The 25,962-nt window shown below is 66.8% G+C and carries 23 protein-coding genes and 2 tRNA genes; 4 read left to right on the top strand and 21 right to left on the bottom strand.

Going from position 1 to position 25,962, the window contains the following annotated elements:
* Nucleotides 1–50 precede the first annotated feature (50 nt).
* Complete coding sequence (locus ACQ4LY_RS12885; protein ID WP_431072056.1) at nt 51–959, top strand: LysR family transcriptional regulator; 909 nt, start codon at nt 51–53, stop codon at nt 957–959.
* On the top strand, nt 956–3,007 hold the full coding sequence (locus ACQ4LY_RS12880) for a M3 family metallopeptidase (protein WP_431072054.1): 2,052 nt from the start codon (nt 956–958) through the stop codon (nt 3,005–3,007). The genes ACQ4LY_RS12885 and ACQ4LY_RS12880 overlap by 4 nt, the downstream gene beginning before the upstream one ends.
* A gap of 36 nt (nt 3,008–3,043) precedes the next feature.
* On the opposite strand, the gene ACQ4LY_RS12875 is transcribed toward ACQ4LY_RS12880, so the two are convergent.
* The 11 genes from ACQ4LY_RS12875 to ACQ4LY_RS12825 all read right to left on the bottom strand — a co-directional run bounded on the left by ACQ4LY_RS12875 (nt 3,044) and on the right by ACQ4LY_RS12825 (nt 12,999).
* Complete coding sequence (locus ACQ4LY_RS12875; RefSeq protein WP_431072052.1) at nt 3,044–3,580, bottom strand: NUDIX hydrolase; 537 nt, start codon at nt 3,578–3,580, stop codon at nt 3,044–3,046.
* Entirely contained in the window at nt 3,577–4,845 is a 1,269-nt protein-coding gene (gene clpX, locus ACQ4LY_RS12870) for an ATP-dependent Clp protease ATP-binding subunit ClpX (protein WP_431072050.1), read from the bottom strand. Before clpX ends, ACQ4LY_RS12875 begins: the two co-directional genes overlap by 4 nt.
* Before the next feature lie 160 nt (nt 4,846–5,005).
* Nucleotides 5,006–5,875, bottom strand: a complete 870-nt coding sequence (locus ACQ4LY_RS12865; protein ID WP_431072049.1) for an aldehyde dehydrogenase family protein — start codon at nt 5,873–5,875, stop codon at nt 5,006–5,008.
* Complete coding sequence (locus tag ACQ4LY_RS12860; protein ID WP_431072047.1) at nt 5,872–7,314, bottom strand: aldehyde dehydrogenase family protein; 1,443 nt, start codon at nt 7,312–7,314, stop codon at nt 5,872–5,874. Before ACQ4LY_RS12860 ends, ACQ4LY_RS12865 begins: the two co-directional genes overlap by 4 nt.
* 12 nt (nt 7,315–7,326) lie before the next feature.
* On the bottom strand, nt 7,327–8,328 hold the full coding sequence (gene deoC, locus ACQ4LY_RS12855; protein ID WP_431072045.1) for a deoxyribose-phosphate aldolase: 1,002 nt from the start codon (nt 8,326–8,328) through the stop codon (nt 7,327–7,329).
* Nucleotides 8,325–9,260, bottom strand: a complete 936-nt coding sequence (locus tag ACQ4LY_RS12850) for a sugar-binding transcriptional regulator (protein ID WP_056307103.1) — start codon at nt 9,258–9,260, stop codon at nt 8,325–8,327. The genes deoC and ACQ4LY_RS12850 overlap by 4 nt, the downstream gene beginning before the upstream one ends.
* Before the next feature lie 157 nt (nt 9,261–9,417).
* On the bottom strand, nt 9,418–10,059 hold the full coding sequence (locus ACQ4LY_RS12845; RefSeq protein ID WP_056307101.1) for an ATP-dependent Clp protease proteolytic subunit: 642 nt from the start codon (nt 10,057–10,059) through the stop codon (nt 9,418–9,420).
* A 20-nt stretch (nt 10,060–10,079) separates the two neighbouring features.
* Nucleotides 10,080–10,676 carry an ATP-dependent Clp protease proteolytic subunit gene (locus ACQ4LY_RS12840; protein WP_042540775.1) on the bottom strand — a complete coding sequence of 199 codons (597 nt, stop codon included), beginning with the start codon at nt 10,674–10,676 and terminating at the stop codon, nt 10,080–10,082.
* Nucleotides 10,677–10,757: 81 nt separating this feature from the next.
* Nucleotides 10,758–11,255: a tetratricopeptide repeat protein gene (locus ACQ4LY_RS12835; RefSeq protein ID WP_431072042.1), complete on the bottom strand. Its 498-nt coding sequence runs from the start codon at nt 11,253–11,255 to the stop codon at nt 10,758–10,760.
* Between the two features lie 81 nt (nt 11,256–11,336).
* On the bottom strand, nt 11,337–12,863 hold the full coding sequence (tig, locus tag ACQ4LY_RS12830; protein ID WP_431072040.1) for a trigger factor: 1,527 nt from the start codon (nt 12,861–12,863) through the stop codon (nt 11,337–11,339).
* A gap of 62 nt (nt 12,864–12,925) precedes the next feature.
* Nucleotides 12,926–12,999, bottom strand: a tRNA-Pro gene (locus ACQ4LY_RS12825).
* 109 nt (nt 13,000–13,108) lie between these two features.
* Between ACQ4LY_RS12825 and ACQ4LY_RS12820 the strand changes: the two genes are divergently transcribed.
* Nucleotides 13,109–13,179: transfer RNA gene (locus tag ACQ4LY_RS12820), tRNA-Gly, on the top strand.
* Nucleotides 13,180–13,287: 108 nt separating this feature from the next.
* Nucleotides 13,288–14,493 carry a hypothetical protein gene (locus ACQ4LY_RS12815; RefSeq protein WP_431072038.1) on the top strand — a complete coding sequence of 402 codons (1,206 nt, stop codon included), beginning with the start codon at nt 13,288–13,290 and terminating at the stop codon, nt 14,491–14,493.
* A gap of 72 nt (nt 14,494–14,565) precedes the next feature.
* Here the strand turns inward: ACQ4LY_RS12815 and ACQ4LY_RS12810 are convergent, their stop codons facing one another.
* From ACQ4LY_RS12810 to uvrA, 10 genes are all read right to left on the bottom strand, one after another.
* Nucleotides 14,566–14,919, bottom strand: coding sequence for an RNA polymerase-binding protein RbpA (locus ACQ4LY_RS12810; RefSeq protein WP_056307093.1), 354 nt, complete (start codon nt 14,917–14,919; stop codon nt 14,566–14,568).
* The gene (secG, locus tag ACQ4LY_RS12805) at nt 14,919–15,167 is read right to left on the bottom strand and encodes a preprotein translocase subunit SecG (protein ID WP_053096652.1); all 249 of its coding nucleotides are present in this window, start codon (nt 15,165–15,167) and stop codon (nt 14,919–14,921) included. Before secG ends, ACQ4LY_RS12810 begins: the two co-directional genes overlap by 1 nt.
* An 81-nt stretch (nt 15,168–15,248) precedes the next feature.
* On the bottom strand, nt 15,249–16,040 hold the full coding sequence (gene tpiA, locus ACQ4LY_RS12800; RefSeq protein ID WP_056307090.1) for a triose-phosphate isomerase: 792 nt from the start codon (nt 16,038–16,040) through the stop codon (nt 15,249–15,251).
* Nucleotides 16,031–17,245, bottom strand: coding sequence for a phosphoglycerate kinase (locus ACQ4LY_RS12795; protein ID WP_431072035.1), 1,215 nt, complete (start codon nt 17,243–17,245; stop codon nt 16,031–16,033). Before ACQ4LY_RS12795 ends, tpiA begins: the two co-directional genes overlap by 10 nt.
* Before the next feature lie 10 nt (nt 17,246–17,255).
* Nucleotides 17,256–18,266 carry a type I glyceraldehyde-3-phosphate dehydrogenase gene (gap, locus tag ACQ4LY_RS12790; RefSeq protein WP_053096657.1) on the bottom strand — a complete coding sequence of 337 codons (1,011 nt, stop codon included), beginning with the start codon at nt 18,264–18,266 and terminating at the stop codon, nt 17,256–17,258.
* Between the two features lie 115 nt (nt 18,267–18,381).
* The gene (locus ACQ4LY_RS12785; RefSeq protein WP_056307086.1) at nt 18,382–19,008 is read right to left on the bottom strand and encodes a superoxide dismutase; all 627 of its coding nucleotides are present in this window, start codon (nt 19,006–19,008) and stop codon (nt 18,382–18,384) included.
* Nucleotides 19,009–19,195: 187 nt separating this feature from the next.
* Complete coding sequence (gene whiA, locus ACQ4LY_RS12780; RefSeq protein ID WP_311244346.1) at nt 19,196–20,173, bottom strand: DNA-binding protein WhiA; 978 nt, start codon at nt 20,171–20,173, stop codon at nt 19,196–19,198.
* Nucleotides 20,174–20,241: 68 nt separating this feature from the next.
* Nucleotides 20,242–21,114 carry an RNase adapter RapZ gene (rapZ, locus tag ACQ4LY_RS12775; RefSeq protein WP_431072031.1) on the bottom strand — a complete coding sequence of 291 codons (873 nt, stop codon included), beginning with the start codon at nt 21,112–21,114 and terminating at the stop codon, nt 20,242–20,244.
* A gap of 29 nt (nt 21,115–21,143) precedes the next feature.
* Entirely contained in the window at nt 21,144–23,060 is a 1,917-nt protein-coding gene (gene uvrC / locus ACQ4LY_RS12770) for an excinuclease ABC subunit UvrC (protein WP_431072029.1), read from the bottom strand.
* Nucleotides 23,060–25,948 carry an excinuclease ABC subunit UvrA gene (gene uvrA, locus ACQ4LY_RS12765; protein WP_056307078.1) on the bottom strand — a complete coding sequence of 963 codons (2,889 nt, stop codon included), beginning with the start codon at nt 25,946–25,948 and terminating at the stop codon, nt 23,060–23,062. Before uvrA ends, uvrC begins: the two co-directional genes overlap by 1 nt.
* Between the last annotated feature and the right edge of the window lie 14 nt (nt 25,949–25,962).

The following is a 25,962-nucleotide window of genomic DNA, read 5'->3' as shown; positions in this document are numbered from 1 at the left end:
GCAATCCCGAAGCTCTGCATCGATAATGTAGCAATCGCTAATCTGTGAGCATGGAACTCCATCAACTGCAGATCCTCAGAGAGCTCGGCGCGCTGGGCAGCGTCGCCGCCGTCGCCGACAACCTGCACGTCACCCCCTCGGCCGTGTCGCAGCACCTCGCGGCGCTGCAGCGGAGCTTTCGCACGCCGCTCACGCGGAGAGACGGGCGTCGCCTGGCGCTGACCGCCGCAGGCGAAGTGCTCGCCACGGCCGGCGCCGACGCGATCGATGCCATGGCTGCAGCGCGCAGCGCGGTGGACGACTTCGAGGGCGACAGCAGCGGCACCGTCACGGTCAGCGGATTCCACAGCGTGGGACAGGCGCTCTTCGGCCCGCTGATCCGAGAACTCGACGCGGCGGATGCGCCGCCGACCGTGCAGCTCACAGACGAGGACGTGGCGCAGAGCGACTTCCCGGCTCTCACCGCCCGCTACGACCTCGTGCTCGCCCACCGCATGGAGCACTCGCCTCCCTGGCCCACCGACGGGGTGCGCAGCCTGGCGCTCGTGCGGGAGCCGCTCGACGTCGCCGTCTCGGCATCCCATCCCCTCGCCGCGCGTGGCCAGGTGACATCCTTCGACGTGGTCGACAGCCCGTGGGTCACGAGCCGTGTCGGATACTCCCCCGACGACGTGCTGCGCGCGGTGTCCGCCGTGGCCGGCCGCCCCGTCGAGATCCGCCACAGGATCAACGACTACGGGGCGATCGCCGCTGTCGTCGCCGCCGGCGGAGTGCTGGGGATGCTGCCGCGCTACACGACCCGCACGGTCGACGATCGCGACATCGTCCGGCTCCCGCTGCGAGGAGTCAGCACCCACCGGATGATCGACGTGCTCGCGCGGCCCGAGAATCTGAGGCGGCAGTCGGTCCGCCTCGTCGTCGAGGCCCTCCAGCGGGTGATGGCTAGGCTCAGAGGATGACCGACGCCTCGAACCCGCTGCTGCAGCCGTCCACGCTCCCCTACGGTCTTCCCGACTTCGCCGCGATCAGGCCCGAGCACTACCTTCCGGCGTTTCAGGCCGCATTCGATGAGCACCTTCGCGAGATCTCGCGGATCACGATGGTGCGCTCGATGCCCACCTTCGAGAACACGATCGAAGCGCTCGAGCGCTCCGGCGACCTGCTCGACCGAGTCGCGCATGCGTTCTACACGGTGACCTCGGCCGATGCGACGCCCGAGATCCAGGAGATCGACGAGCACCTCGCTCCCCTGATGGCCGCGCATCAGGACGCGATCACCCTCGACGGCGCCCTGTACTGGCGCGTGCAGCAGGTGCACGCGCAACTCGCCGAGCTCGACCTCGACGACGAGCAGCGCTACCTCGTCGAACGGCACCACCGTGAGATGACGCACGCGGGTGCCGCCCTCGATGACGCTGCGAAGGAGCGGCTCACCCTGCTCAATCAGCAGCTCTCGACGCTCAACAACACGTTCGAACGCAACCTGCTGAACGATACCAACGACCTGGCCGTGGTGTTCGACTCCGCCGAGGAGCTCGCCGGTCTCAGCACGGGAGAGCTCTCGGCCGCCTCTCGCTCCGCAGAGGAGTGCGGCCTCGGCGGCAGATTCCTGATCTCGCTGCCCCTGTTCACGGGGCACCCGTATCTCGCGCAGCTGCGTGAACGCGAGGCGCGGCGACGGATCATGGATGCGTCCCGCATGCGCGCATCGCGTGACAACGGCAACGACAACCGCCCGGTCCTGCGCGAGATCGTGCGGCTCCGCGCAGAGCGCGCTGAACTGCTCGGCTACGCATCGCACGCGGCATACGTCACGGCCGACGAGACTGCAGGCACTCCCGAGGCGGTCGAGCGGATGCTGCGTGAGCTCGCCGCCCCGGCCGCGCGCAACGCCCGTGCCGAGCGGCAAGCCCTGCAGACGATCGTCGACGAGACCGAGAGCGACCCCTTCCCCGTCGAGGCGCACGATTGGGCGTTCTACACCGAGAAGGTGCGCACCGCGCGCTACGACATCGACACGAGCGCCCTCCGACCGTGGTTCGAGGCGGAGCGGGTGCTGCAGGACGGCGTATTCTTCGCCGCCAACCGGCTCTACGGCGTCACCTTCACCGAACGGCACGATCTGGTGGCCTACCACCCGGGGGCGCGCGTGTTCGAGGTGCACAACGCCGACGGCGCCGCCCTCGGACTGTACGTGCTCGATCTCTACACGCGCGACTCGAAGCGCGGCGGCGCATGGATGAACCCCATCGTGAGCCAGTCGCATCTTCGCGGCACGCTGCCGGTCGTGGTCAACAACCTCAACGTGCCGCTTCCCGGCGACGGAGAGCCGACCCTGCTGACCCTCGATGAGGTCACCACGCTCTTCCACGAGTTCGGGCACGCCCTGCACGGCCTCTTCGCCGTGGTGACGTATCCGCACTTCGCCGGCACCAATGTCTTCCGTGATTTCGTCGAGTTCCCCAGCCAGGTGAACGAGATGTGGATCCTCTGGCCCGAGGTGCTCGACAACTACGCGCATCACCACGAGACCGACGAGCCCCTCGACCCGACGATCGTCGCGCGGCTGCGCGCGACCGAGGCTTTCAACCAGGGCCACGACACGAGCGAGTACCTCGCGGCCGCCTGGCTCGATCAGGCGTGGCATCGGGTGGGGCCCGACGCCGAGATCACCGACGTCTCCTCGTTCGAGAGCGCGGCGCTCGCCGACATCGGTCTTGACGACCCTGTGGTGCCGACCCGCTATTCATCGACCTACTTCGCCCACGTGTTCTCGGGCGGGTACAGCGCTGGCTACTACTCCTACATCTGGAGCGAGGTGCTCGACGCCGACACCGTCGACTGGTTCCGAGAGAACGGCGGGCTCACGCGCGAGAACGGCGATCGATTCCGCGCGCGCCTCCTCGGGGTCGGCGGATCGAAGGACCCTCTCGACGCGTACCGCGAGTTCCGTGGCCGCGACGCCGAGATCGCCCCTCTGCTGAAGCGTCGAGGGCTCGATACCTGAGCAGGATCACCTCGATCCACCTCGATCCACCTCGTCTCAGCGGGCGAGCAGCTCCATCGCCTTGTACCAGGTGAGCTGGTGATAGCTCTGAGCGAGGTGGTCTCCTAGACCGTCGAGAGACACCACGTGCACGGCGATCGCCTCGCTGTCGTCGAGCGCCTGCTCTGCGACGCGGACGCAGCCGCGGGCGAGGAAGTGATGCACGCGGTTGGTGTGATTGCCGAAGTTCGCCCAGGTCGATCCGAGTTCGACGATCTCACCCGGCTCGTAGCCCGTCTCCTCGCGGAGTTCCCGGGCTGCTGCCTCGATCGGAGCTTCGCCAGGTTCGACGCCGCCTCCGATCGTCCCCATCGCGACGATCCCCGCTCCGTGGCGGTACTCCTCGACGATGATCGCTTCACCGTCGGCATCCAGCGCGAGCACTGAGATCCAGTCCCCGTACTCGAGCACGTAATAGGGCGCGATCCGACGATCGCCCGCATCACGGCAGTCGTCCGCGCGCACACGGATCCATCGGTCGGCGACGACGGTCTCGCTGTCGACCACCCGCCAGGGCGAGGGAGCGGAACTCACGCGCTCTTGCGCTTGCGCTCCATCACGATCGTGGGAGGTGCCCCCTCGTCGACGGCCGCCTGAGTCACGATGACCTTCGCAACGTCTTCGGCCGAGGGGATCTCGAACATGATCGGGCCCAGCACGTCTTCGAGGATGGCACGCAGTCCGCGAGCGCCGGTCTTGCGCTCGACGGCCAGATCGGCGATCGAGCGGAGCGCGCCCTCTTCGAACTCGAGCTGAACGCCGTCGAGTTCGAACATGCGCTGGTACTGCTTGACGAGCGCATTGCGGGGACCGGTGAGGATGTCGATGAGAGCATCCTGGTCGAGAGGCGACACAGATGTCACGACGGGAAGACGGCCGATGAACTCGGGGATCAGTCCGAACTTGTGCAGATCTTCGGGGAGCACCTCGCTGAACAGATCGAGGTCCTTGCCCTTGTCGTGCAGCGGAGCACCGAAGCCGATGCCGTGCTTGCCGACGCGCGCCGACACGATGTCCTCGAGGCCCGCGAACGCGCCGGCGACGATGAACAGCACATTCGACGTGTCGATCTGCAGGAACTCCTGGTGCGGGTGCTTGCGCCCGCCCTGCGGGGGTACCGATGCGACCGTGCCCTCGATGATCTTGAGCAGCGCCTGCTGCACGCCCTCGCCCGACACGTCGCGGGTGATCGAGGGGTTCTCGGCCTTGCGGGCGATCTTGTCGACCTCGTCGATGTAGATGATGCCCTGCTCCGCGCGCTTGACGTCGTAGTCAGCTGCCTGGATGAGCTTGAGCAGGATGTTCTCGACATCCTCGCCGACGTACCCCGCCTCGGTGAGCGCCGTGGCGTCCGCGACCGCGAATGGCACGTTGAGCTTCTTCGCGAGGGTCTGAGCCAGGTAGGTCTTGCCGCAGCCGGTCGGCCCGATGAGCAGAATGTTGCTCTTCGCGATCTCGACGCTCTCGGCCTTCTGCTCGGCTGTCTGAAGCGTGCCGTGTGCACGGATGCGCTTGTAGTGGTTGTACACCGCGACGGCGAGAGCCTTCTTCGCGGGCTCCTGACCGACGACGTACTCCTCGAGGAAGGAGAAGATCTCGCGGGGCTTCGGCAGCTCGAAGTCCGCACTGCCCTCGGCGGAGGATTCCGCCATCCGCTCCTCGATGATCTCGTTGCACAGCTCGACGCACTCGTCGCAGATGTACACACCGGGGCCAGCGATGAGCTGCTGCACCTGCTTCTGACTCTTTCCGCAGAACGAGCACTTGAACAGGTCAGCGCTTTCACCGATACGGGCCATGCGCGTCCTCCTAGGGGGGATCCAGAGATCGTCTACTGAGCCTAACCGCTGCATCCGACACCGGGACGCATTGGCGCGGCGGAGGACATCTCGAGTCCGTATCGACTCGCACGCGAAAGGCCCGCCCGAACGATGCGCTGGGCGGGCCTTCCGGGTGGGTTCAGACCATGCTCTTGGTGTGCCAGACGGTCTTCACCTCGGTGAAGGCTCCGATGCGCTCGGGCGAAGCCACCACCTCGCCAGGGGCGAGGACGCGCTTCAGCGTGTCGGCCGCCGCGATCTGCATGTCGATCCACTCGAGATCCCCTGCACCGGCCAGATCGAGGGCGTTGACGTCCTGGTGCGAGGCGAGCCACGGCGCCATCTCGGCCGGAGACCCGGTGAGGACGTTCACCACTCCCCCCGGCACGTCGCTCGTCGCGAGCACCTCGGCGAGGCTGATGGCGGAGAGCGGATGCCGTTCGCTCGCGATCACGACGACCGTGTTGCCCGCGACGAGCGCGGGAGCCACGACCGAGACGAGACCGAGCAGGGCGGAGTCCTGCGGTGCGACGATCGCGACCACACCGGTCGGCTCCGGCACCGAGATGTTGAAATACGGACCGGAGACGGGATTCGCGTTGCCCGCGACCTGTGCGTACTTGTCGCACCAGCCGGCGTACCAGACCCAGAGGTCGATCGCCTCGTCGACCTGCGCGGCGGCTGCGGACGTCGAGACGCCCTCCTGCGCGGCGATCTCGTCGATGAACTGCGCACGGCGCCCCTCGAGCACCTCAGCTACACGGTAGAGCACCTGTCCCCGGTTGTAGGCGGTCGCTCCCGACCAGCCCTTGACGGCTGCGCGGGCGGCGACGACGGCATCGCGGGCATCCTTGCGGGATCCCTGAGCGGCGTTCGCCAGGAACGCCCCCTTCGCCGAGAGCACCTCGTAGGTGCGACCCGACTCGCTGCGGGGGAACGCGCCGCCGATGGCCAGCTTGTACGTCTTCGGAACACTGAGTCGGTCATTGGCACCGTGTCGCTTGCTCATGCTGCGGCCCCCTTCAGGTACGCGGTGAGACCCTGACGTCCGCCCTCACGGCCGTATCCGGACTCCTTGTAACCGCCGAACGGGCTCGACGGGTCGAAACGGTTGAACGTGTTGGCCCAGATCACGCCGGCACGGAGCCGGTCGGCGACCGCCAGGATACGGGAGCCCTTGTCGGACCAGATGCCCGCGGAGAGACCGTACGGGGTGTTGTTCGCCTTCGCGATCGCCTCGGCCGGCGTTCGGAACGTAAGCACCGACAGGACGGGCCCGAAGACCTCGTCACGGGCGATGCGATGCGACGCCTCGACTCCGGTGAAGATCGTCGGGGCGAACCAGAATCCCTTGTCGGGGATCGCGCAGTCCGCCGTCCAGCGCTCCGCGCCCTCGGCCTCGCCGATGTCGCTGAGCTCCCGGATGCGGGCGAGCTGGGCCGCCGAGTTGATCGCACCGATGTCGGTGTTCTTGTCGAGCGGGTCGCCGAGACGCAGGGTCGAGAGGCGGTTCTTCAGGCGGTCGATGACCTCGTCGTGGATCGACTCCTGCACGAGCAGTCGGCTTCCGGCGCAGCACACGTGCCCCTGGTTGAAGAAGATGCCGTTGACGATTCCTTCGACGGCCTGGTCGATGGGCGCGTCGTCGAACACGATGTTCGCTGCCTTGCCTCCCAGCTCGAGCGTGAGCTTCTTGTTCGTTCCGGCGACAGCACGGGCGATGTCGCGACCGACTCCGGTCGAGCCGGTGAAGGCCACCTTGTCGACATCCGGGTGGCGCACGAGAGAGGCGCCGGTCGCACCCGCGCCCGTGACGATGTTGACCACACCCGCGGGAAGATCGGCCTGCTGCAGGATCTCTGCGAAGATCAGCGCCGTGAGCGGCGTGGTCTCGGCAGGCTTCAGCACGACGGTGTTCCCAGCGGCAAGGGCGGGGGCGAGCTTCCAGGCGAGCATCAGCAGCGGGAAGTTCCAGGGGATGATCTGCCCGGCGACGCCGAGCGCGCGCGGATTCGCTCCGAGCCCTGCGTGGTCGAGCTTGTCGGCCCAGCCCGCGTAGTAGAAGAACCAGGATGCGACGAGTGGAACGTCGACGTCGCGGCTCTCCTTGATCGGCTTGCCGTTGTCGAGGCTCTCGGCGACGGCGAGTTCACGAGCCCGCTCCTGCACGAGGCGGGCGATGCGGAACAGGTACTTGCCCCGATCGCGACCGCTCATCTTCGACCAGGTCTTGTCGTAGGCGCGACGCGCGGCGGCGACCGCCCGATCGATGTCCTCATCGCTCGCGGACGCGATCTCGGCGATGCGGGTCTCGTCGGAGGGCGAGATGGTGGTGAAGCTCGGGCCCGAGCCGTCGACGAACTCGCCGTCGATGAACAGCCCGTAGCTGTCCTTGAGGTTCAAGACCGCCTTCGACTCCGGTGCCGGAGCGTATTCCAGGAATGACATATTCGGGGGCTCCTAGTCGATCGTGACGTAGTCGGGGCCGGAGTAGTGGCCGGTGGTGAGCTTCTGACGCTGAAGCAGCACGTCATTCAGCAGGCTCGAGGCGCCGAAGCGGAAGAGGTGCGGCTGAAGCCACTCCTCACCCACGGTCTCGGCCACGGTGACGAGGTACTTGACCGCGTCCTTGGAGGCGCGGATGCCGCCGGCGGGCTTCACGCCGATGCGCTCTCCCGTGCCGCGGTGCCAGTCGCGCACCGTCTCGAGCATCAGCAGCGTCGTCGGCAGGGTGGCCGCGGGCTGCACCTTGCCGGTGGACGTCTTGATGAAGTCGCCGCCGGCGAGGATGCCGAGCCACGACGCGCGCTTGATGTTGTCGTAGGTGTTCAGCTCACCGGTCTCGAGGATGACCTTGAGCGAGGCGTACGAGCCGTCCGCACGACGGCACGCCTCCTTCACCTGGGCGATCTGGTCGTACACGAGTCCGTAGCGACCGGAGAGGAACGCCCCGCGGTCGATGACCATGTCGATCTCGTCCGCACCCGCCGCGACGGCCTCTGCCGTGTCGGCGAGCTTGATGGCCAGCGACGAGCGTCCGCTCGGGAAGGCCGTGGCGACCGCGGCGACCGAGATCAGACCGTCGTCCGGATCCCCGTGCAGTGCGCCGAGCGCCTCGACCGCGTCGCCGACCATGTCGCCGTACACGCAGACGGCGGCGACCTTGGGGGTCGTCGGATCTGCGGCATCGGGGTTCTTGGCCTTCGCGACGAGCGAGCGCACCTTGCCGGGCGTGTCCGAGCCTTCGAGGGTCGTGAGGTCGATCAGCTTGATGATCGTGTCGAGGGCCCAGGCCTTCGACGTCGTCTTGATCGATCGCGTGCCGAGACCGGCAGCGCGCTGCTCGAGGCCGACGGCGTCGACGCCGGGGAGTCCATGCAGGAAGCGGCGGAGCGTGGCGTCATCCGGCTCACCGCCGAGGACATCCACCGCCGCTCTGCGGCTGAGTTCTTGGGTCGTCATTGTTCCTCCAACAATGCTCGTGCTGTGGTCTCATCTGTCACCAGGACGCTGCACAGGCCGCTGGTCACGACTGTACGCGCGATGTCATGCTTGGCGTCACCCGCGGTGACGAAGATCGAGCGCTTCGCGGCGCGCAGTCGACCGAGGTCGACTCCGACCGTCCGGGCGTCGAGCTGCGGGTCGACGATGTTGCCGTCCGCGTCGATGTAACGCCCGAGCACGTCGCCCACGGCGCCGCGGCGGGCGAGCTCCTCGACGTCGGATGCCGAGAGGTAACCGTTCTCGACGTGGGCCGAGGTGGCGTCGCAGGGACCGGCCGTGAACAGGAACGCCTGTGCCTCGGCAGCCTCTTCGAGGACGGCAGCGACCGTGCGGTCGGCCTCGATCGCCTGTTTGGTCTCGACCCGTTCGAGGATCGCCGGGCTCGGCAGAAGGGACACATGTCCGGAGGCGCGCTGGGCGATCGTGACGGCGAGGCCTGCGGCTCCGCCCGAGCGACGGTTGAGACTCACTCCCCCGTTGAGCTGCACGACCGTGACGCCGGTGGCCCAGCCGTCGGGCAGCGCCTCGGCGACGGCACGGAGCGTGCGCCCCCAGCTGACGCCGAGGGTGCGCGGAACCGGACGCATGGCGGTGAGGAAGTCGGCGGCGGCCTGAGCGACGCGTTCGAGCGTTCCGTCGTCGCCGTCGGGAGAGGGGACGACGACGGCGGCCCTCAGACCGTGGCGTTCGACGAGCTGCCGCTCGAGTCCGAGGCGCCGAGCTCGCGGATGCACGATCTCGATCCGGACGATGCCGCGCTCACGCGCCTGAGTGAGCAGACGGCCCACCTTCCAGCGGGAGAGCTTCAGGAGCGCGCCGATCTCGTCCTGGGTCTTGTCTTCGTCGTAGTACAGCTCGGCGACGCGGACCATGGTGAGTTCTTCTTCCACAGCATCCTCCTTCCGCGTCCAGCTTACGGCGCGATCACCGTTCGCGCACCCGTGTGCTCATATGCGCACTCTTCTGCTGAAGCGTCGCACATTCGCCGCGTACACGAGAAAAGACGCCGGCCCCGAGGGGCCGACGTCCTTTCAGAACAGCAGGAGGTCACACGCGCTTGCGCGAGGTGAGCACCTGGTCGACGATGCCGTAGTCCAGCGCCTCGGCGGCGGACAGGATCTTGTCGCGGTCGATGTCGCGGTTGACCTGCTCGACCGGCTTGCCGGTGTGGCGGGCCATCGTCTCCTCGAGCCAGGTGCGCATGCGCAGGATCTCCGCCGCCTGGATCTCGATGTCGGATGCCTGACCGTGTCCGGCCTCGCCCATCGCCGGCTGGTGCATGAGCACTCGGGCGTTGGGCAGAGCGAGACGCTTTCCGGGGTGGCCGCCCGCGAGCAGCACGGAGGCGGCGGATGCCGCCTGACCGAGCACCACGGTCTGGATCTGCGGCGCGACGTACTGCATCGTGTCGTAGATCGCCGTCATCGCGGTGAACGAGCCACCGGGTGAGTTGATGTACATCGTGATGTCGCGCTCGGAGTCCTGGCTCTCGAGAACGAGCAGCTGGGCCATGACGTCGTCGGCCGACGCGTCGTCGACCTGGACGCCGAGGAAGATCACGCGATCTTCGAACAGCTTGTTATAGGGGTCCTGGCGCTTGAAGCCGTAAGCCGTGCGCTCCTCGAACTGAGGAAGCACGTAGCGGCTGGAGGGCAGATCGCCGGCAGAGCGGAAGGTGGGTGCGTACATGAGAGTCCTTTCGCTTTCCGTTACTTGATGTCCTGGTCGGTTCCGCCGCCACCGACGACGTCGGTGGCCGAGTCGCGGATGTGGTCGACGAAGCCGTACTCGAGCGCTTCATCGGCGGTGAACCAGCGGTCGCGGTCACCGTCTTCGTTGATCTGCTCGACCGACTTGCCGGTCTGCGCCGCAGTGATCTCGGCGAGGCGGTTCTTCATCGAGGTGATCAACTGCGCCTGCGTCTGGATGTCGCTCGACGTGCCGCCGAAGCCGCCGTGCGGCTGGTGCAGCAGCACTCGGGCATTCGGGGTGATGTAGCGCTTGCCCTTCGTGCCTGCGGTCAGCAGCAGCTGACCCATCGATGCGGCCATGCCGATTCCGACGGTGACGATGTCGTTCGGGACGAACTGCATCGTGTCGTAGATCGCCATGCCCGCGGTGATCGATCCGCCGGGCGAGTTGATGTAGAGGTAGATGTCCTTCTCGGAGTCCTCTGCGGCGAGAAGGAGGATCTTCGCGCAGATCTCGTTCGCATTGTCGTCGCGCACCTCCGATCCCAGCCAGATGATGCGGTCTTTCAACAGTCGGTCGAAGACGCTCGTAGCGAGGAGGGGTTCTGCAGCCATGTCAGCTCCTGATTCCGTGTTTCAGTGATTCGAATCTACCGGCGACAACGCAGCGCTCAGGCCGTGTTCGCCGTCGGCATATCAGGCGTCGAGTTCCGCGATCTCGTGCGCGTAGGCGGTCATCGAGCGGTGGTACCGAGGCAGGTGAGGGACGAGAGCCAGCAGCGCGACGGACAGACCGTGCGCCGGCCGCCCAGAGCTCGCCAGGATCAGCGCGTGGACGGTGGCCACGGCATCGCGATAGGGGCCGTGGGAGGACAGCTCCTCCTCGGCGCGGATCACCGAGAGAGCCTCCTCGAACTCACCGAGGTTGCGCAGCGAACTGGCCAGCTGGATCACGCACTGCGGACGGTGCTCGTCGTCGAGGCCCAGAGCGAGTGCACGACGGTACAGCCGGACCGCTTCCGCCGGGCGACCGGCGGAGTCCCTGGCGCCAGCCCGCTCGAACTCCGCACGCGCATCGTCGGCACCGCGCTCGGCAGCGAGTGCGTCGATTCGGGCGATGGTCTCGTCGCCGACCTCTTCGCCCGTCGCATCGGCCCACACCTCGTCGATGCGCTCATCCCAGGTCTTCGTCATGTCCTCGCTCCTCATCTCGTCCGTTCACGAGAAAGGGGCGGATGCCGCAGCATCCGCCCCTTTCTCAGAGATCGTGTTCGATCACTCAGCCTTATCGGCTGCCTTCTTGGCCGGAGCCTTCTTGGCAGCGGGCTTCTTCGCGGCCGGCTTCTCAGCAGCCTCGGCGTCGTCGGCCTTCTTGGCAGGGGCCTTCTTCGCAGCGGGCTTCTTCGCGGCCGGCTTCTCAGCAGCGTCCGTGTCGTCAGCCTTCTTCGCGGCCGCCTTCTTGGCCGGAGCCTTCTTCGCGGGCTTCTCGTCGGCCACAGCCTCGGTCTCGGCCGCAGCCTCGTCGTCGGTCACGACGAAGTCCGACAGATCGACGGACTTGCCGTTCGTGTCGACGACCTTGACCTTGCCGAGCGCGATCGCGAGGGCCTTGTTGCGGGCGACCTCGCCGACCAGCGCGGGAAGCTGGTTCGACGACTGCAGCGCCTCGACGAACTCCTGGGGAGCCATGCCGTACTGCGACGCGGACTGGATGAGGTACTGCGAGAGCTCCTCCTGCGAGACCTGCACGTCGGCCTGCTCGGCGATCGTGTCGAGCAGCACCTGCGTGCGGAACTGCTTCTCGCTGGCCTCGGTGACTTCGGCGCGGTGCACGTCGTCCTCGAGGCGGTTCTCACCCTCGAGGTGGTTGTGCACCTCGTCTTCGATGAGCTTCGGCGGAACGGGGATGTCGATCTGCTCGAGCAGCGTCTCGACGAGCTTGTCGCGCGCCGCGGAACCCTGCGTGAAGACACCCTGCTGCGAGACGCGCTCGGCGAGGCTCGCGCGGAGCTCGGCGATCGTGTCGAACTCGCTGGCGATCTGAGCGAAGTCATCGTCGGCCTCGGGCAGCTCGCGCTCCTTGACGGCCTTGACGGTGACGGAGACCTCAGCCTCGGAGCCGGCGTGGTCGCCGCCCACGAGTGCGGAGCGGAACGTGGTGTCCTCACCGGCGGTGAGCGACTCGATCGCATCGTCGATGCCCTCGAGCAGCTCGCCGGAGCCGACCTCGTAGGAGACGCCCTCGGCGCGATCGATCTCGGCGCCGTCGATGGTGGCGACGAGGTCGAGCTCGACGAAGTCGCCCTTCGCTGCGGGGCGGTCGACGGGAACGAGCGTGCCGAAGCGGGCGCGCATGTTCTCGAGTTCTGCGTCGAGCGCAGCCTCGTCGGCCTCGACGGCGTCGACCGTCAGGGTGATGCCGTCGTAGGCGGGGATCTCGATCTCGGGGCGGACGTCCACCTCGATGTCGACGAGCAGGTCGCCCGAGAAGTCCTTCTCATTCGGCCACTGCGTGATGTCGGCGGCGGGACGGCCGACGACGCGGAGCTTGTGCTCGACGGTCGCGTCGCGGAAGAACTTGTCGAGGCCCTCGTTGACCGCGTGCTCGATGACCGCGCCGCGACCGATTCGCTGGTCGATGATCGGAGCGGGGACCTTGCCCTTGCGGAAGCCGGGGATCTGAACGTCCTGAGCGATGTGCTCGTAGGCGTGCGCGATGCTGGGCTTGAGGTCGTCGGGGGTGACCGTGATGCTGAGCTTGACCCGGGTCGGGGTCAGCTTCTCGACGGTGCTGTTCGCCATTCTGGTGTGCTCTCCTTGTGATTTCCGCGCTGAATCGCGGCTGTCAGGCCGTTGAAGCCATGTCGGGGCGACAGGAGTTGAACCTGCGACCTCCCGCTCCCAAAGCGGGCGCTCTACCAAACTGAGCTACGCCCCGGGGAATCCGCATGCAGATTCAGCCCCACCGAGTCTAACGGACACGAGCACCTCCGTCAGTCCGCTATGATCGATGAGTCGGCACAGTCCTCCCGGACCACGCCGATATCGGGGCTGTAGCTTAGTGGTAAAGCCTCTGTCTTCCAAACAGATGATGCGAGTTCGATTCTCGTCAGCCCCTCACTCCGAAGGCCCCCGCAGACGCGGGGGCCTTCGACGTTTTCCCGTTCAGCGGGCTTTCTTCTGGCAGAGTCGAGATACGCAGGTCCCGACCGGAGGTCCCCACCGAATGTCTGCTCCCCTCGGATTCTTCGAGCACTCACCTGGAGGGCATGTCCTCCCCGCGCACATCGTCAGCGCGTTCCCGCAGGCACCGCGGCCGCGCAGGAGGAGGACGGGGCCCCTCATCGGCGTCTTCGGCGCACTCGTCGCCGTCGCTGCCGTCGGAGCGGTGCAGATCACCGCGAATCTCGGGTACGACGACACGCGCGCGGATTTCGACGGCACCAAAGCCGCGGCCCAGGACACGATCGCAGAGGTCACGCTCTCCTCCGACCGGCTCGTCTCGACCTCTGACACCGCGACCCTCCTGCTGAACAGCGATTCGGGTGTGCTCGCAGACCCGACCGCGAAGGAGGCACTGGCGGCGTCGATCACCGAGGCCGCCGACACCTCGGCGTCCGCCGATCAGGTGCTCGACACCGCGCTGCCGGATGAAGGATCGAAACCCGTCTTCTTCTGGGAGCTGTTCGGCGCATCCGAGGCGCTCCGGCTCGACATCCAGGATCTCGAGGATCTCGACTCCGAGCTCGCCGTGGAATCCCCCGCACTCGCTGAGGCCGAGACGCTGGTGACGGGTGCCGGTCTCGCGTTCCTCGGCTCCGCCGCGACCGCTGCCGCTTCGTTCGAGGCCGCGCACGTCTCCGCCAAGAACGACGACGTCATCGCTCTGCGTGATGCCGCCTCCACTGCCGCCGGCGCCTCAGCTCTCGACGACTCCGCCGTCACCACGTTCGTGGCTCTCCAGGATGCCGCTGCACAGGTCGTCGCCTCCGAGAACGCGGAGCTGAGCGAGAAGGCCGGTCCTCTGCAGGGCGTGCGGCTCGAGATCGAGGCGTATGCCCGGTCGCTGGCACCCGGTGTCCTGCTCGAGTTCGACTGGAACCAGATCGTCAACGGCGCCGGCGAGAACGGGAGCATGGGCGGTCTGACGACCTGGTGGTGGGATGAACCCGACCGCGCGGTGATCGAGCTCTCGAACTCGGTGGCCGAGCAGTGGCCTGCCGATCGCAGCAAGGCACTCGTCGCGCATGAGGTCGGCCACGCGATCAGCGTCAAGTGCGAGGACATGTACGACTCGTCGACGCAGGACAGCATCGAGAAGTGGGCCACCGCGTGGGCGATCGGCATGGGGTTCACGGACGACGCGAACGGCGTCTGGGCGTACGGGTACCCGCCGCAGTCCTACATCGACGCCGCAGCCGGATGCCGCTGAGACCGCCGCCGGATACGGAAGAAGCCGTCGCGATCAGATCGCGACGGCTTCTTCTCTGAGATCAGCTCGAGGTCACTGGCCCCGACGCTCACGCAGCTGGGTGAGCGCGTCTTCGAGAAGCTGGACTGCTTCTTCGTCGGTACGACGCTCCTTCACGTACGCGAGGTGCGTCTTGTACGGCTCCGCCTTCGCCAGCGCAGGCGGGTTGGCCTTGTCGCGCCCGGCAGGCAGCCCGGACTGCGGGTGGTCGATGGTCTCGGGGATCTCCTCTTCAGGAAGACCTGCCGCGAAGTAGCGGACCGTCTCGTTGCCGAGTCCGTCCCAGTAGGACACCGCGATGCGGTCGGCATGGTAGCCGTGGTCCTGCTCGCCCATGGGGCCGGAACCGACACGGGTCCCTCGGATCGCATTGCCGCCGGTAGCCATCAGATCACCTCGAACTTCGTGATGAGACCGAGCGCGACGATCGACACGAACCACGCCAGAGCGAGGATCACGGTGAAACGATTGAGATTGCGCTCAGCGAGACCCGACGAGCCGACAGCCGACGTCATTCCGCCACCGAACATGTCGGACAGGCCGCCACCGCGACCCTTGTGGAGGAGGATGAGGAGAGTCAGCAGGACGCTGGTTATGCCCAGCACCACCTGCAGGACGAACTCGAGAATTTCCACGAGGAAGAGCCTTTCGCTGGGGCAGGATTGCCCCGGTAACGGTCAAGTATACGGTGCGGCGGGGCCGGAGCCCCGCCACACTCACACGCCGACGTGCTTCTCGAACCGGATGATCGCGGCGAATTCGTCGACCACGAGGCTCGCGCCTCCGACGAGTGCGCCGTCGACATCGGGCTCACGCATGTAGCTCGCGATGTTCGCCGACTTGACCGATCCGCCGTAGAGGATCCGGGTGCGCGCCGCAGCGTCATCACCGAGAACCTTGGCGATCACCGTGCGCAGCGCAGCGCAGACATCCTGCGCCTGCTGCGGCGTGGCGGCCTGGCCGGAGCCGATGGCCCAGACCGGCTCGTACGCCACGACGATGTCGGCATCCTTGGAGAGCCCCTGCAGAGCAGCCTCGAGCTGTCCGGCCGGAACCGCGCTCGCGCCGAACTTCTCGAGGTCCTCCGCGGTCTCGCCCACGCAGATCACCGGCGAGAGGCCGTGCTTGAGCGCGGCCTTCGTCTTCGCCGCGACGACCTCGTCGGATTCCGCGTGGTACTCGCGGCGCTCCGAGTGGCCGATGATGACGTACTTCGCGTCGAGCTTCGCGAGGAACGCTCCCGACACCTCACCGGTGTATGCACCGGAATCGTGTGCCGAGATGTCCTGCGCACCGAGCGCGAAGGGGATCTTGTCCGCGTCGATCAGCGTCTGCACGCTGCGGATGTCGGTGAAGGGCGGGAACACCGCGACCTCGACCGAGCCGTCCTCGTGCTTGGCATCCTTGAGCGTCCAGTGCAGCTTCTGCACGAATGCGACCGCCTGCAGGTGGTCGAGATTCATCTTCCAGTTTCCCGCGATCAGCGGGGTACGGGCGTTCAGGCCCATCCGAGCACCTCCAGGCCGGGTAGTTTCTTTCCCTCGAGGAACTCGAGGCTGGCGCCGCCGCCGGTCGAGATGTGACCGAACTGGTCGTCGGTGAAGCCGAGCTGACGCACGGCCGCAGCCGAGTCGCCACCGCCGACGACACTGAGACCGTCGACCTCGGTGAGCGCCTGCGCGACGGCCTTGGTGCCACCCGCGAAGGCCGGGAACTCGAACACGCCCATCGGGCCGTTCCAGAACACGGTCTTGGATCCGCGGATGACCTCGGCGAACCGAGCGGCCGTCTCCGGACCGATGTCCAGACCGATGCCCGACGCACCGAAAGCGGTGCTCTCGATGGCATCGGCGGCCGTGACCTCGTGGTCGGCGTCGGCCGCGAACGACGATGCGACCACCACGTCGGTCGGGAGTACGAGCTCCACGCCGCGCTTCTCGGCCTCGGCGATGTAGCCGCGGACGGTCTCGAGCTGGTCCTCTTCGAGGAGGCTGGATGCCACGGCATGGCCCTGTGCCTTCAGGAAGGTGAACAGCATCCCGCCGCCGACGAGGATGCGATCCACGCGCGGCAGCAGGTGCGAGATGACCCCGAGCTTGTCGCTCACCTTCGACCCGCCGAGCACGACCGCGTACGGGCGCTCGGGGTTCTCGGTGAGGCGGTCGAGCACGTCGAGCTCCGCTGCGATGAGCAGTCCGGCAGCCGACGGCAGCCGCTCGGCGAGGTCGTAGACGCTCGCCTGCTTGCGGTGCACGACACCGAAGCCGTCGGAGACGAGGACGTCGCCGAGCTCTGCGAGCTGAGCCGCGAAGGCGCCGCGCTCGGCGTCGTCCTTCGAGGTCTCCCCCGGGTTGAACCGCAGGTTCTCGATGACGACGATGCCGCCGTCCTCGAGCGAGGCGACTGCCTCCTGCGCCGACTCGCCGACGGTGTCGCGCGCGAACGCGACCGGCTTGCCGAGCAGCTCCGAAAGTCGCTGGGCGACCGGCGCGAGGCTGTACTGCGGGTCAGGCGCACCGTCGGGTCGTCCGAGGTGCGAGCACACGACGACGCGGGCGCCCGCGTTGATCAGTGCATTGAGGGTCGGCAACGAGGCACGGACACGGCCATCGTCCGTGATGATCGCATCCCGCAGGGGGACGTTGAGATCACAACGGACGATGACGCGCTTGCCCTCGAGCGAACCCAGTGAATCCAGGGTGCGCAGAGTCATGGGAGGTGTCTCAGAGACGCTCGGCCACGTACTCGGTCAGGTCGACGAGGCGGTTGGAGTAGCCCCACTCGTTGTCGTACCAGCTGGAGACCTTGACCAGGTTGCCGCTGACGTTGGTCAGCGTGGCGTCGAAGATCGACGAGTGCGGGTTGTGCACGATGTCGCTCGAGACGATCTGGTCTTCGTTGTACTGCAGGAAGCCGGCGAGGCGGCCGTCGGCTGCAGCCTTCTTGTACGCCTCGTTGACCTCTTCGACCGTGAGGTTCTCACGGTCGGTGATCAGCGTGAGGTCGACGATCGAGCCGGTGGGAACCGGCACGCGGTACGACGAGCCGCTCAGCTTGCCCTGGAGTTCGGGGAGGACCTCGCCGATCGCCTTGGCAGCGCCGGTGGATGCCGGGGTGATGTTGATGGCGGCGGCGCGGGCACGACGCAGGTCGCTGTGCGGGCCGTCCTGCAGGTTCTGGTCTGCGGTGTACGCGTGAGCCGTCATCATGAAGCCGCGGTCGATGCCGAACGCGTCGTTGAAGACCTGGGCCAGCGGTGCGAGGCAGTTGGTCGTGCACGAGGCGTTGGAGATGATGTGATCGGTCTCCGGGTTGTACGTGTCCTCGTTCACGCCCATGACGAACGTGCCGTCGACGCCGGTTCCCGGTGCCGAGATGAGGACCTTCTTGGCGCCTGCCTCGATGTGCTTCTTGGCGAGCTCGGCCTTGGTGAAGAAGCCGGTCGACTCGATGACGATGTCGACACCCAGCTCGCCCCACGGGAGGCCGGCGGGGTCGCGCTCTGCGAACGCCTTGATGGCCTTGCCGTTGACCGTGATGCTCTCGTCGTCGTAGCTGATGTCAGCATCGAGGACGCCGCCCACCGAGTCGTACTTCAGAAGGTGGGCAAGGGTCTTGTTGTCGGTGAGGTCGTTGACAGCGACGATCTCGATGTCCGCTCCCTGCGCGAGAGCCGCGCGGAAGTAGTTGCGTCCGATACGGCCGAAGCCGTTGATACCGATCTTGACAGACACTCAGGTCTCCCTGTTTCTCATGCGCTGTGCGCAGCAATCGTGCGTGCGCGGTGCGCGGGGGTTTTTGGCTGAGATGGCGTCCCGACGAGACTTGGCACGTCGGGACGCGACCCGATTACGACAGTACCAGCAGGCCGTTCGTCTTCTCGCGGGCTGCCTCGAAGCGCTGGGCGACGTTCTCCCAGTTGGCGATGTTCCACGCGGCCTTGACGTAGTCGGCCTTCACGTTGAGGTAGTCGAGGTAGAAGGCGTGCTCCCACATGTCGAGCTGGAACAGCGGCACGGTGCCCGCTGCCGTGTTCGACTGCTGGTCGAACAGCTGCTGGATGATCAGGCGCTGGCCGATCGAGTCCCAGCTGAGGACGGACCATCCGGAGCCCTGGATGCCGAGGGCGTTGGCGGTGAAGTGCGCCTGGAACTTCTCGAACGAGCCGAAGAACTCGTCGATGGCGGCCTTGAGCTCGCCCTCGGGCTGTCCGCCGCCGGTGGGCGAGAGGTTCGTCCAGAAGATCGAGTGGTTGACGTGACCGCCGAGGTTGAACGCGAGGTCCTTCTCGAGCTTGTTCACGTTGGCGAGGTTGCCGCTGTCACGGGCCTCGGCGAGCTGCTCGAGGGCGGTGTTCGCGCCGGCGACGTAGGTCGCGTGGTGCTTGTCATGGTGCAGCTCCATGATCTTGCCGCTGATGTGCGGCTCGAGGGCTGCGAAGTCGTAGGGAAGGTCGGGGAGCGTGTAAATCGCCATGTCGCTTTCATCCAATCCGCGCCGCGCCGCGGCGCTTGCCGATCCTCTGCGCCGCCGAGGTGCGGCGTAGAGCGGACTTAACTCATCCTAGTGACGACAACGTGCCGCCGACCCTGATCCTTCCCTCATATGACGAAGCGAGGCGACCCCTTGACAGGGATCGCCTCGCTGATGTCGACGGACGGGCTCAGACGTCGAGTCCGGCGGGCACCGCCGCCTCAGTGCCGGGGATGCCCTCCTGCTGCGCACGCTTGTCCGCCATGGCGAGAAGTCGACGGATGCGTCCGGCGACGGCATCCTTGGTCATGGGCGGGTCGGCGTGGTGGCCCAGCTCGTCGAGGCTCGCGTCGCGGTGCGCGAGACGGAGCTCGCCGGCGACCTTGAGGTGGTCGGGCACCTCGTCGGCGAGGATCTCGAGCGCTCGCTCGACCCGCGCGCAGGCTGCGACAGCGGCCTGCGCGGAGCGACGCAGGTTCGCGTCGTCGAAGTTCACCAGGCGGTTGACACCAGCGCGGACCTCGCGGCGCTGGCGCATCTCCTCCCACGTGACGGCGGTCTTCTGCGCGCCCATCTCGCTGAGGATCGTGCGGATCGCCTCGCCCTCGCGGACGACGACGCGCGGCATGCCGCGTACCTCGCGGGCCTTCGCGGCCACGCCGAGACGGTGCGCGGCACCCACGAGCGCCATGGCAGCCTCGGAGGAGGGGCAGGCGACCTCGAGCATGGCCGATCGACCAGGCTCGCTGAGGGTTCCTGCAGCGAGGAACGCACCACGCCAGAGGCCGGCGATCTCGGCGCGAGACCCGGTGGTCAGGCGGTTGGGCAGGCCACGGACGGGGCGACGACGCTGGTCGAGCAGCCCTGTCTGGCGTGCGAGGGTCTCTCCCGACGCGATGACCCTGACGGCCCAGCGGGCGCCGTCGTTGGCGGTGCTTGACTGCACCTGGGCGATCTCGGGCCGAACACCGTAGATCTCGGCGAGGTCGCGGGCGACGCGCTGCGCGAGGATCTCGGCATCCACCTCCGCCTCGACGGCGACCCGTCCGGCGATCGAGTGCAATCCGCCGGCGAACCGGAGGATCGAGGTGACCTCCGCGACACGCACCGTCGGGGGTGCATTGCGGATGCTGACCAGCTCAGCCTTGACGTCGGTGGTTAGTGCCACGACACTCCTCTACGCTCACGCGCCGGATCGCGACGCAAACCTCCAGCCTACTCTGACGGAGGCTCCTGCTATTCCCTGCCGAGGTCTCGATGACGCACGTTCACGGCCACGCCGGGGACGGCGGCGAGCCGACGAGCCAGCTCCTCCACCATGGCGACCGAGCGGTGTTTGCCGCCGGTGCAGCCGATCGCGATCGTCGAGTGGCTCTTGTTCTCGCGCTGATATCCCTCGAGCACCGGAGTGAGAGCTGCCGTGTAGGCGTCGAGGAACTCTGTGGCGCCCTCGCGGGACAGCACATAGTCCCTGACGGGCTCGTCTTTGCCGGTGAGTCCGCGCAGCTCCTCATTCCAGAACGGGTTCGGGAGGAACCGCATGTCTGCGACCAGATCGACGTCCGTCGGCAGCCCGTACTTGAAGCCGAAGCTCATCAGCGTCACGCGATGGCGAGCAGCACCCTCTTCCGAGAACAGATCGGAGACCTGGGTGGCGAGCTGATGGATGTTTAGCGCAGATGTGTCGATGACCAGATCAGCGGATTCCCTGATCGGAGCGAGTTTGTGCCGCTCGATGCGGATCCCGTCGAGAAGCGTGCCGTCTCCCTGGAGGGGGTGGGGCCTGCGCACCGACTCGAACCGCCGGACGAGCACGTCATCGGAGGCATCGAGGAACAGCACCCGAACGGACCCCCGTGATCGCAGGGCGCGAGCGACTCCGGGGAAGTCGTCGAAGAGATTGCGTCCTCGGACATCGACCACTGCGGCGACCTTGGGCAGCGCATTGCCGCCCATGTCGGTGAGGTCGAGCAGCGGGCGGAGGATCTGCGGCGGCAGGTTGTCGACGACATACCAGCCGAGGTCCTCGAGTGCGTTCGCCACCGTCGTGCGTCCAGCGCCCGACATGCCCGTGACGATGAGGAACTCGCCCTTTTCCCCGTCAGCCATGGTTACTCCTTCTCCCCCGCATGCACAGCCTAGCGAGTGGAGAGATGCGTATGGATGTTCTGAGCGAGCACGGGGCCGATCCCCTGCACCTCTTCGATCTCTCCTGGCGCCGCGGCCCGGAGTGCGGTGACGGATCCGAAGTGCTTCAGGAGTATCTTGATCCGGGATGCACCGAGACCCGGGACCTCGGAGAGCACCGACGAGATGTCGTTCCTTCGTCGCTTGCGCTGGTGCGTGATCGCGAAACGGTGGGCCTCATCGCGCAGCCGCTGGAGCAGGTAGAGGGATTCGCTGGTGCGCGGCAGGATGACCGGGAAGTCCTCGCCCGGAAGCCAGATCTCCTCGAGCCGCTTCGCGATGCCGCACACAGCGATCTCGGTATGCCCGGCATCGCGGAGGGCCCGCGCTGCGGCCTCGACCTGCGGCTGACCGCCGTCGACGAGCAGCAGCTGGGGTGGATAGGCGAAGCGCGGTCTGCGCTTGACCTCGACGACGACCTCCTCGAGGCCGTCGTCGGTCTCGCCCGCGACCGCCACGACTGCTGCGGGCTCGTCGGCCTCCTCGGGGCGATCGAGGTATGCCAGGCGTCGACGGAGCACCTGGTACATCGAGTCGGTGTCGTCGGTCGTCTCGGGGATGTTGAACGATCGGTACTGGTCTTTGCGCGGAAGGCCGTCTTCGAAGACGACCATCGAGGCGACCACGTTGGTGCCGCCGAGGTGCGAGATGTCGAAGCATTCGATGCGCAGGGGCGCCTCGGTCAGGCCCAGCGCATCCTGCAGGTCGGTCAATGCCTGGGTGCGCGCGACGTAGTCACTCGTGCGTCGGGTCTTGTAGCGGATCAGCGCCTGCTGGGCGTTGAGCGTCGCCGTGCGCATCAGATCCGCGCGCTGACCGCGCTGGGCGACCGCGATCTCGACCTTCTTGCCCCGTCGCTCTCGGAGCCACACCTCGAGTTCGGCCGCGTCGTCGGGAAGCGACGGCACGAGGATGCGCCGAGGCACGTCCTGCGCATCGCCGTACGCGCGCTGCAGCACCTGGTCGACGAGCTCGGCACCGGAGATGTCGATCTCCTTCTCGATCGTCATCGCGCGGACACCGCGCACGCGGCCGCCGCGGATCACGAAGTGCTGCACGGCGGCGGCGAGTTCGTCTTCCGCGATGCCGAACAGATCCGCGTCCTCGTCGGTCGCCAACACCAGCGCGCTCTTGCCGAGCACGGCCTCGATCGCCGAGAGCTTGTCGCGGTACTTGGCCGCGGCCTCGTAGTCCATTGCAGCGGACGCCGCGAGCATCCTGGTGGTCAGCTCGCGCGTGAAGCGCTCGTCACCACCGGCCATGAACGCGACGAAGTCGTCGACCATCGCGCGGTGCTCTTCGATCGTCACGGTCATCGAGCACGGCCCGCCGCACTTGCCGATCTGCCCGGGAAAGCATGGCCGCCCCGTCTGCATGGCCCGCTTGTAGCTCGAGTCGCTGCAGGTGCGGATGGGGAAGGCCTTGACCATCAGATCGATCGTCTCGTGCACCGCCCAGACCTTGGGATAGGGGCCGAAGTACCGCGCACCGGGGATCTTGCGATTTCTGGTGACGATCACCCGAGGTGCCTCATCTCCCAGGGTGACCGCCATGAACGGGTACGACTTGTCGTCCTTGTAGCGCACGTTGAACGGCGGATCGAACTCCTTGATCCACATGTACTCCAACTGCAGCGAGTCGACGTCGGTCGACACGACCGTCCACTCGACAGACGATGCCGTCGTCACCATCCGTCGGGTGCGCTCGTGGAGCGTGCGCAGCGGAGCGAAGTAGTTCGACAGTCGCTGGCGCAGGTTCTTGGCTTTGCCGACGTACAGCACGCGACCGTCGGCATCGCGGAACCGGTACACGCCGGGGTTGGTCGGAATCTCACCGGCCCTCGGCTTGTACGGCAGCACGTCGGCCATCAGCTGGCCTTCTTCGCGGCGCGCCCCTCACCCAGGATCTCGGCGAGGAACTGACCCGTGTGGCTGTCCTCGACCCGGGCGATCTGCTCGGGAGTGCCGGTCGCCAGGATCTCACCGCCACCGGAACCGCCCTCCGGTCCGAGATCGATGACCCAGTCCGCGGACTTGATCACATCGAGATTGTGCTCGATGACGATCACCGTGTTGCCCTTGTCGACAAGACCGTTGAGCACCTCGAGCAGCTTGCGCACATCTTCGAAGTGCAGACCGGTCGTCGGCTCGTCGAGCACGTAGATGCTGCGACCGTTGCTGCGGCGCTGGAGCTCGGTGGCGAGCTTGACGCGCTGCGCCTCACCGCCGGAGAGAGTCGTCGCCGACTGACCGAGACGCACGTACCCCAGGCCCACGTCGACGAGGGTCTTCATATACCGGTGGATGGCCTGGATGGGCTCGAAGAACTCCGCGGCCTCCGCGATCGGCATCTCGAGCACCTCGGCGATGTTCTTGCCCTTGTAGTGCACCGAGAGCGTGTCGCGGTTGTAGCGCTTGCCATGGCACACCTCGCAGTCGACGTACACGTCGGGGAGGAAGTTCATCTCGATCTTGATCGTGCCGTCTCCCGAGCACGCCTCGCAGCGACCGCCCTTGACGTTGAAGCTGAAGCGCCCCGGCTGGTAGCCGCGGACCTTCGCCTCGGGCGTCTCGCTGAACAGCGAGCGGATGCGGTCGAACACACCGGTGTATGTCGCGGGGTTGGAGCGCGGGGTGCGGCCGATCGGCGCCTGGTCGACGTGCACGACCTTGTCGAGGTTGTCGAGCCCCGAGACTCTCGTGTGCTTTCCGGGCACGGTGCGCGCACCGTTGAGCCGCGACGCGAGCACCTGGTAGAGGATGTCGTTGACCAGCGAGGACTTGCCCGATCCGGACACCCCTGTCACGGCCGTCAGGACGCCGAGCGGGAAGTTGACGCTCACGTTCTTGAGGTTGTTCTCGCGGGCGCCGACGACGCTCAGCATGCGCTTCTTGTCGAGCTTGCGACGCTTCGCGGGGGTGGGGATCTCGCGACGACCGGAAAGGTACTCCCCCGTCATCGAGTCCGGCGCGTCGAGCAGAGCCGAATACGGCCCAGAATGCACGACCTCGCCGCCGTTGACGCCGGCGCCGGGGCCGATGTCGACGACCCAGTCGGCCGCCTCGATGGTCTCTTCATCGTGCTCGACGACGATGAGCGTGTTGCCCAGATCACGGAGCTTGAGCAGAGTGTCGATCAAACGCCGGTTGTCGCGCTGATGGAGACCGATCGAGGGCTCGTCGAGCACGTAGAGCACGCCGGTGAGCCCGGATCCGATCTGGGTGGCCAAGCGGATGCGCTGGGCCTCTCCGCCGGAGAGCGAACCGGCCGAGCGGCTGAGATTGAGGTACGACAGACCGACCTGCAGCAGGAAGTCGAGTCGCAGGCGGATCTCGCGCAGCACCTGCGCCGCGATCTTGGCCTCACGATCGGTGAGCGTCAGCGTCTCCATGAAGGAACGGGCGTCGGCGAGGCTGAGGTGCGACACCTCGGCGATGGAGTGGCCGTGCACCTGCACCGCGAGCACCTCGGGCTTGAGCCTGTTGCCGTCGCACACCGGGCACGGTACCTCGCGGAGGTACTCGCCCCAGCGCGAACGCTGCGTGTCGGACTCGGCCTGCGCGTACTGCCGCTCGATGTAGGGGACGACGCCCTCGAAGCCGGAGGCGTAGCGCATCTCGCGCCCGTACCGGTTCTTGAACTTGACGGTGACCTTATAGTTGTCGCCGCGGAGGATCGCGTCCTGCACATCTACCCTGAGGTCTTGCCAGGGGGTGTCGAGCGAGAACTTGAGGTCGTCGGCCAGACCCTCGAGCAGCCGCTCGTAGTACTGGAAGAGCCCCTTGCCCTGGGTGGTCCACGGAACGATCGCGCCCTCGCGGATGGAGAGCTCCTCATCGCCGAGCATCAGGTCGATGTCGACCGACATGCGCGTGCCGAGGCCGGAGCACGCCGGGCATGCGCCGAACGGCGCGTTGAAAGAGAAGGTGCGCGGCTCGATCTCGGTCAGCGAGAGCGCGTGCCCGTTCGGGCATGCGAGCTTCTCGGAGAAGGACTGCCAGGCGTCGTCGCCCTCTTCGTCGACGAAGTTCACCTGCACCACGCCACCGGCCAACCCCAGTGCCGTCTCGACCGAGTCGGTGACGCGACCGAGGATGTCGTCAGCAGCCACGAGACGGTCGACGACGACCGCGATGTCGTGCTTGTAGCTCTTCTTGAGCGTGGGAGGCTCGGCGAGCTGGATCAGGTCGCCGTCGACGATCGCACGCGAGTATCCCTTGGCCCCGAGCTCACGGAAGAGGTCGACGAACTCGCCTTTCTTCTGCGAGACGATGGGCGCGACGATCTGGTACCGGGTGCGCTCAGGCAGCTCCATGAGCTGGTCGGCGATCTGCTGAACGGTCTGGCGCTGGATTCGCTCACCGCACTCGGGGCAGTGCGGGATGCCGATGCGGGCCCAGAGCAGGCGCATGTAGTCGTAGATCTCGGTGATCGTTCCGACCGTCGACCGCGGATTGCGGTTGGTCGACTTCTGGTCGATCGACACGGCAGGGCTCAACCCCTCGATGAAGTCGACGTCCGGTCGGTCGACCTGGCCGAGGAACTGCCGCGCGTAGGCGCTCAGCGATTCGACGTAGCGACGCTGCCCTTCGGCGAAGATCGTGTCGAACGCGAGACTGGACTTTCCCGAACCGGACAGGCCGGTGAACACGACGAGAGAGTCGCGTGGGATGTCGATGTCGACGTTCTTGAGATTGTGGACGCGGGCACCGCGAACACTGAGTTTTCCTGGGGTTGCAACCGGGACGATAGGCACTGATCAAGTCTACG

Origin of the sequence: Microbacterium phyllosphaerae (assembly GCF_050628115.1) — a bacterium.
In the GTDB taxonomy this organism is placed as follows: Bacteria; Actinomycetota; Actinomycetes; order Actinomycetales; family Microbacteriaceae; genus Microbacterium; species Microbacterium phyllosphaerae_A.
Note: the sequence above shows the minus strand (reverse complement) of the source record. Positions and strands in the feature narration are given on the sequence as shown.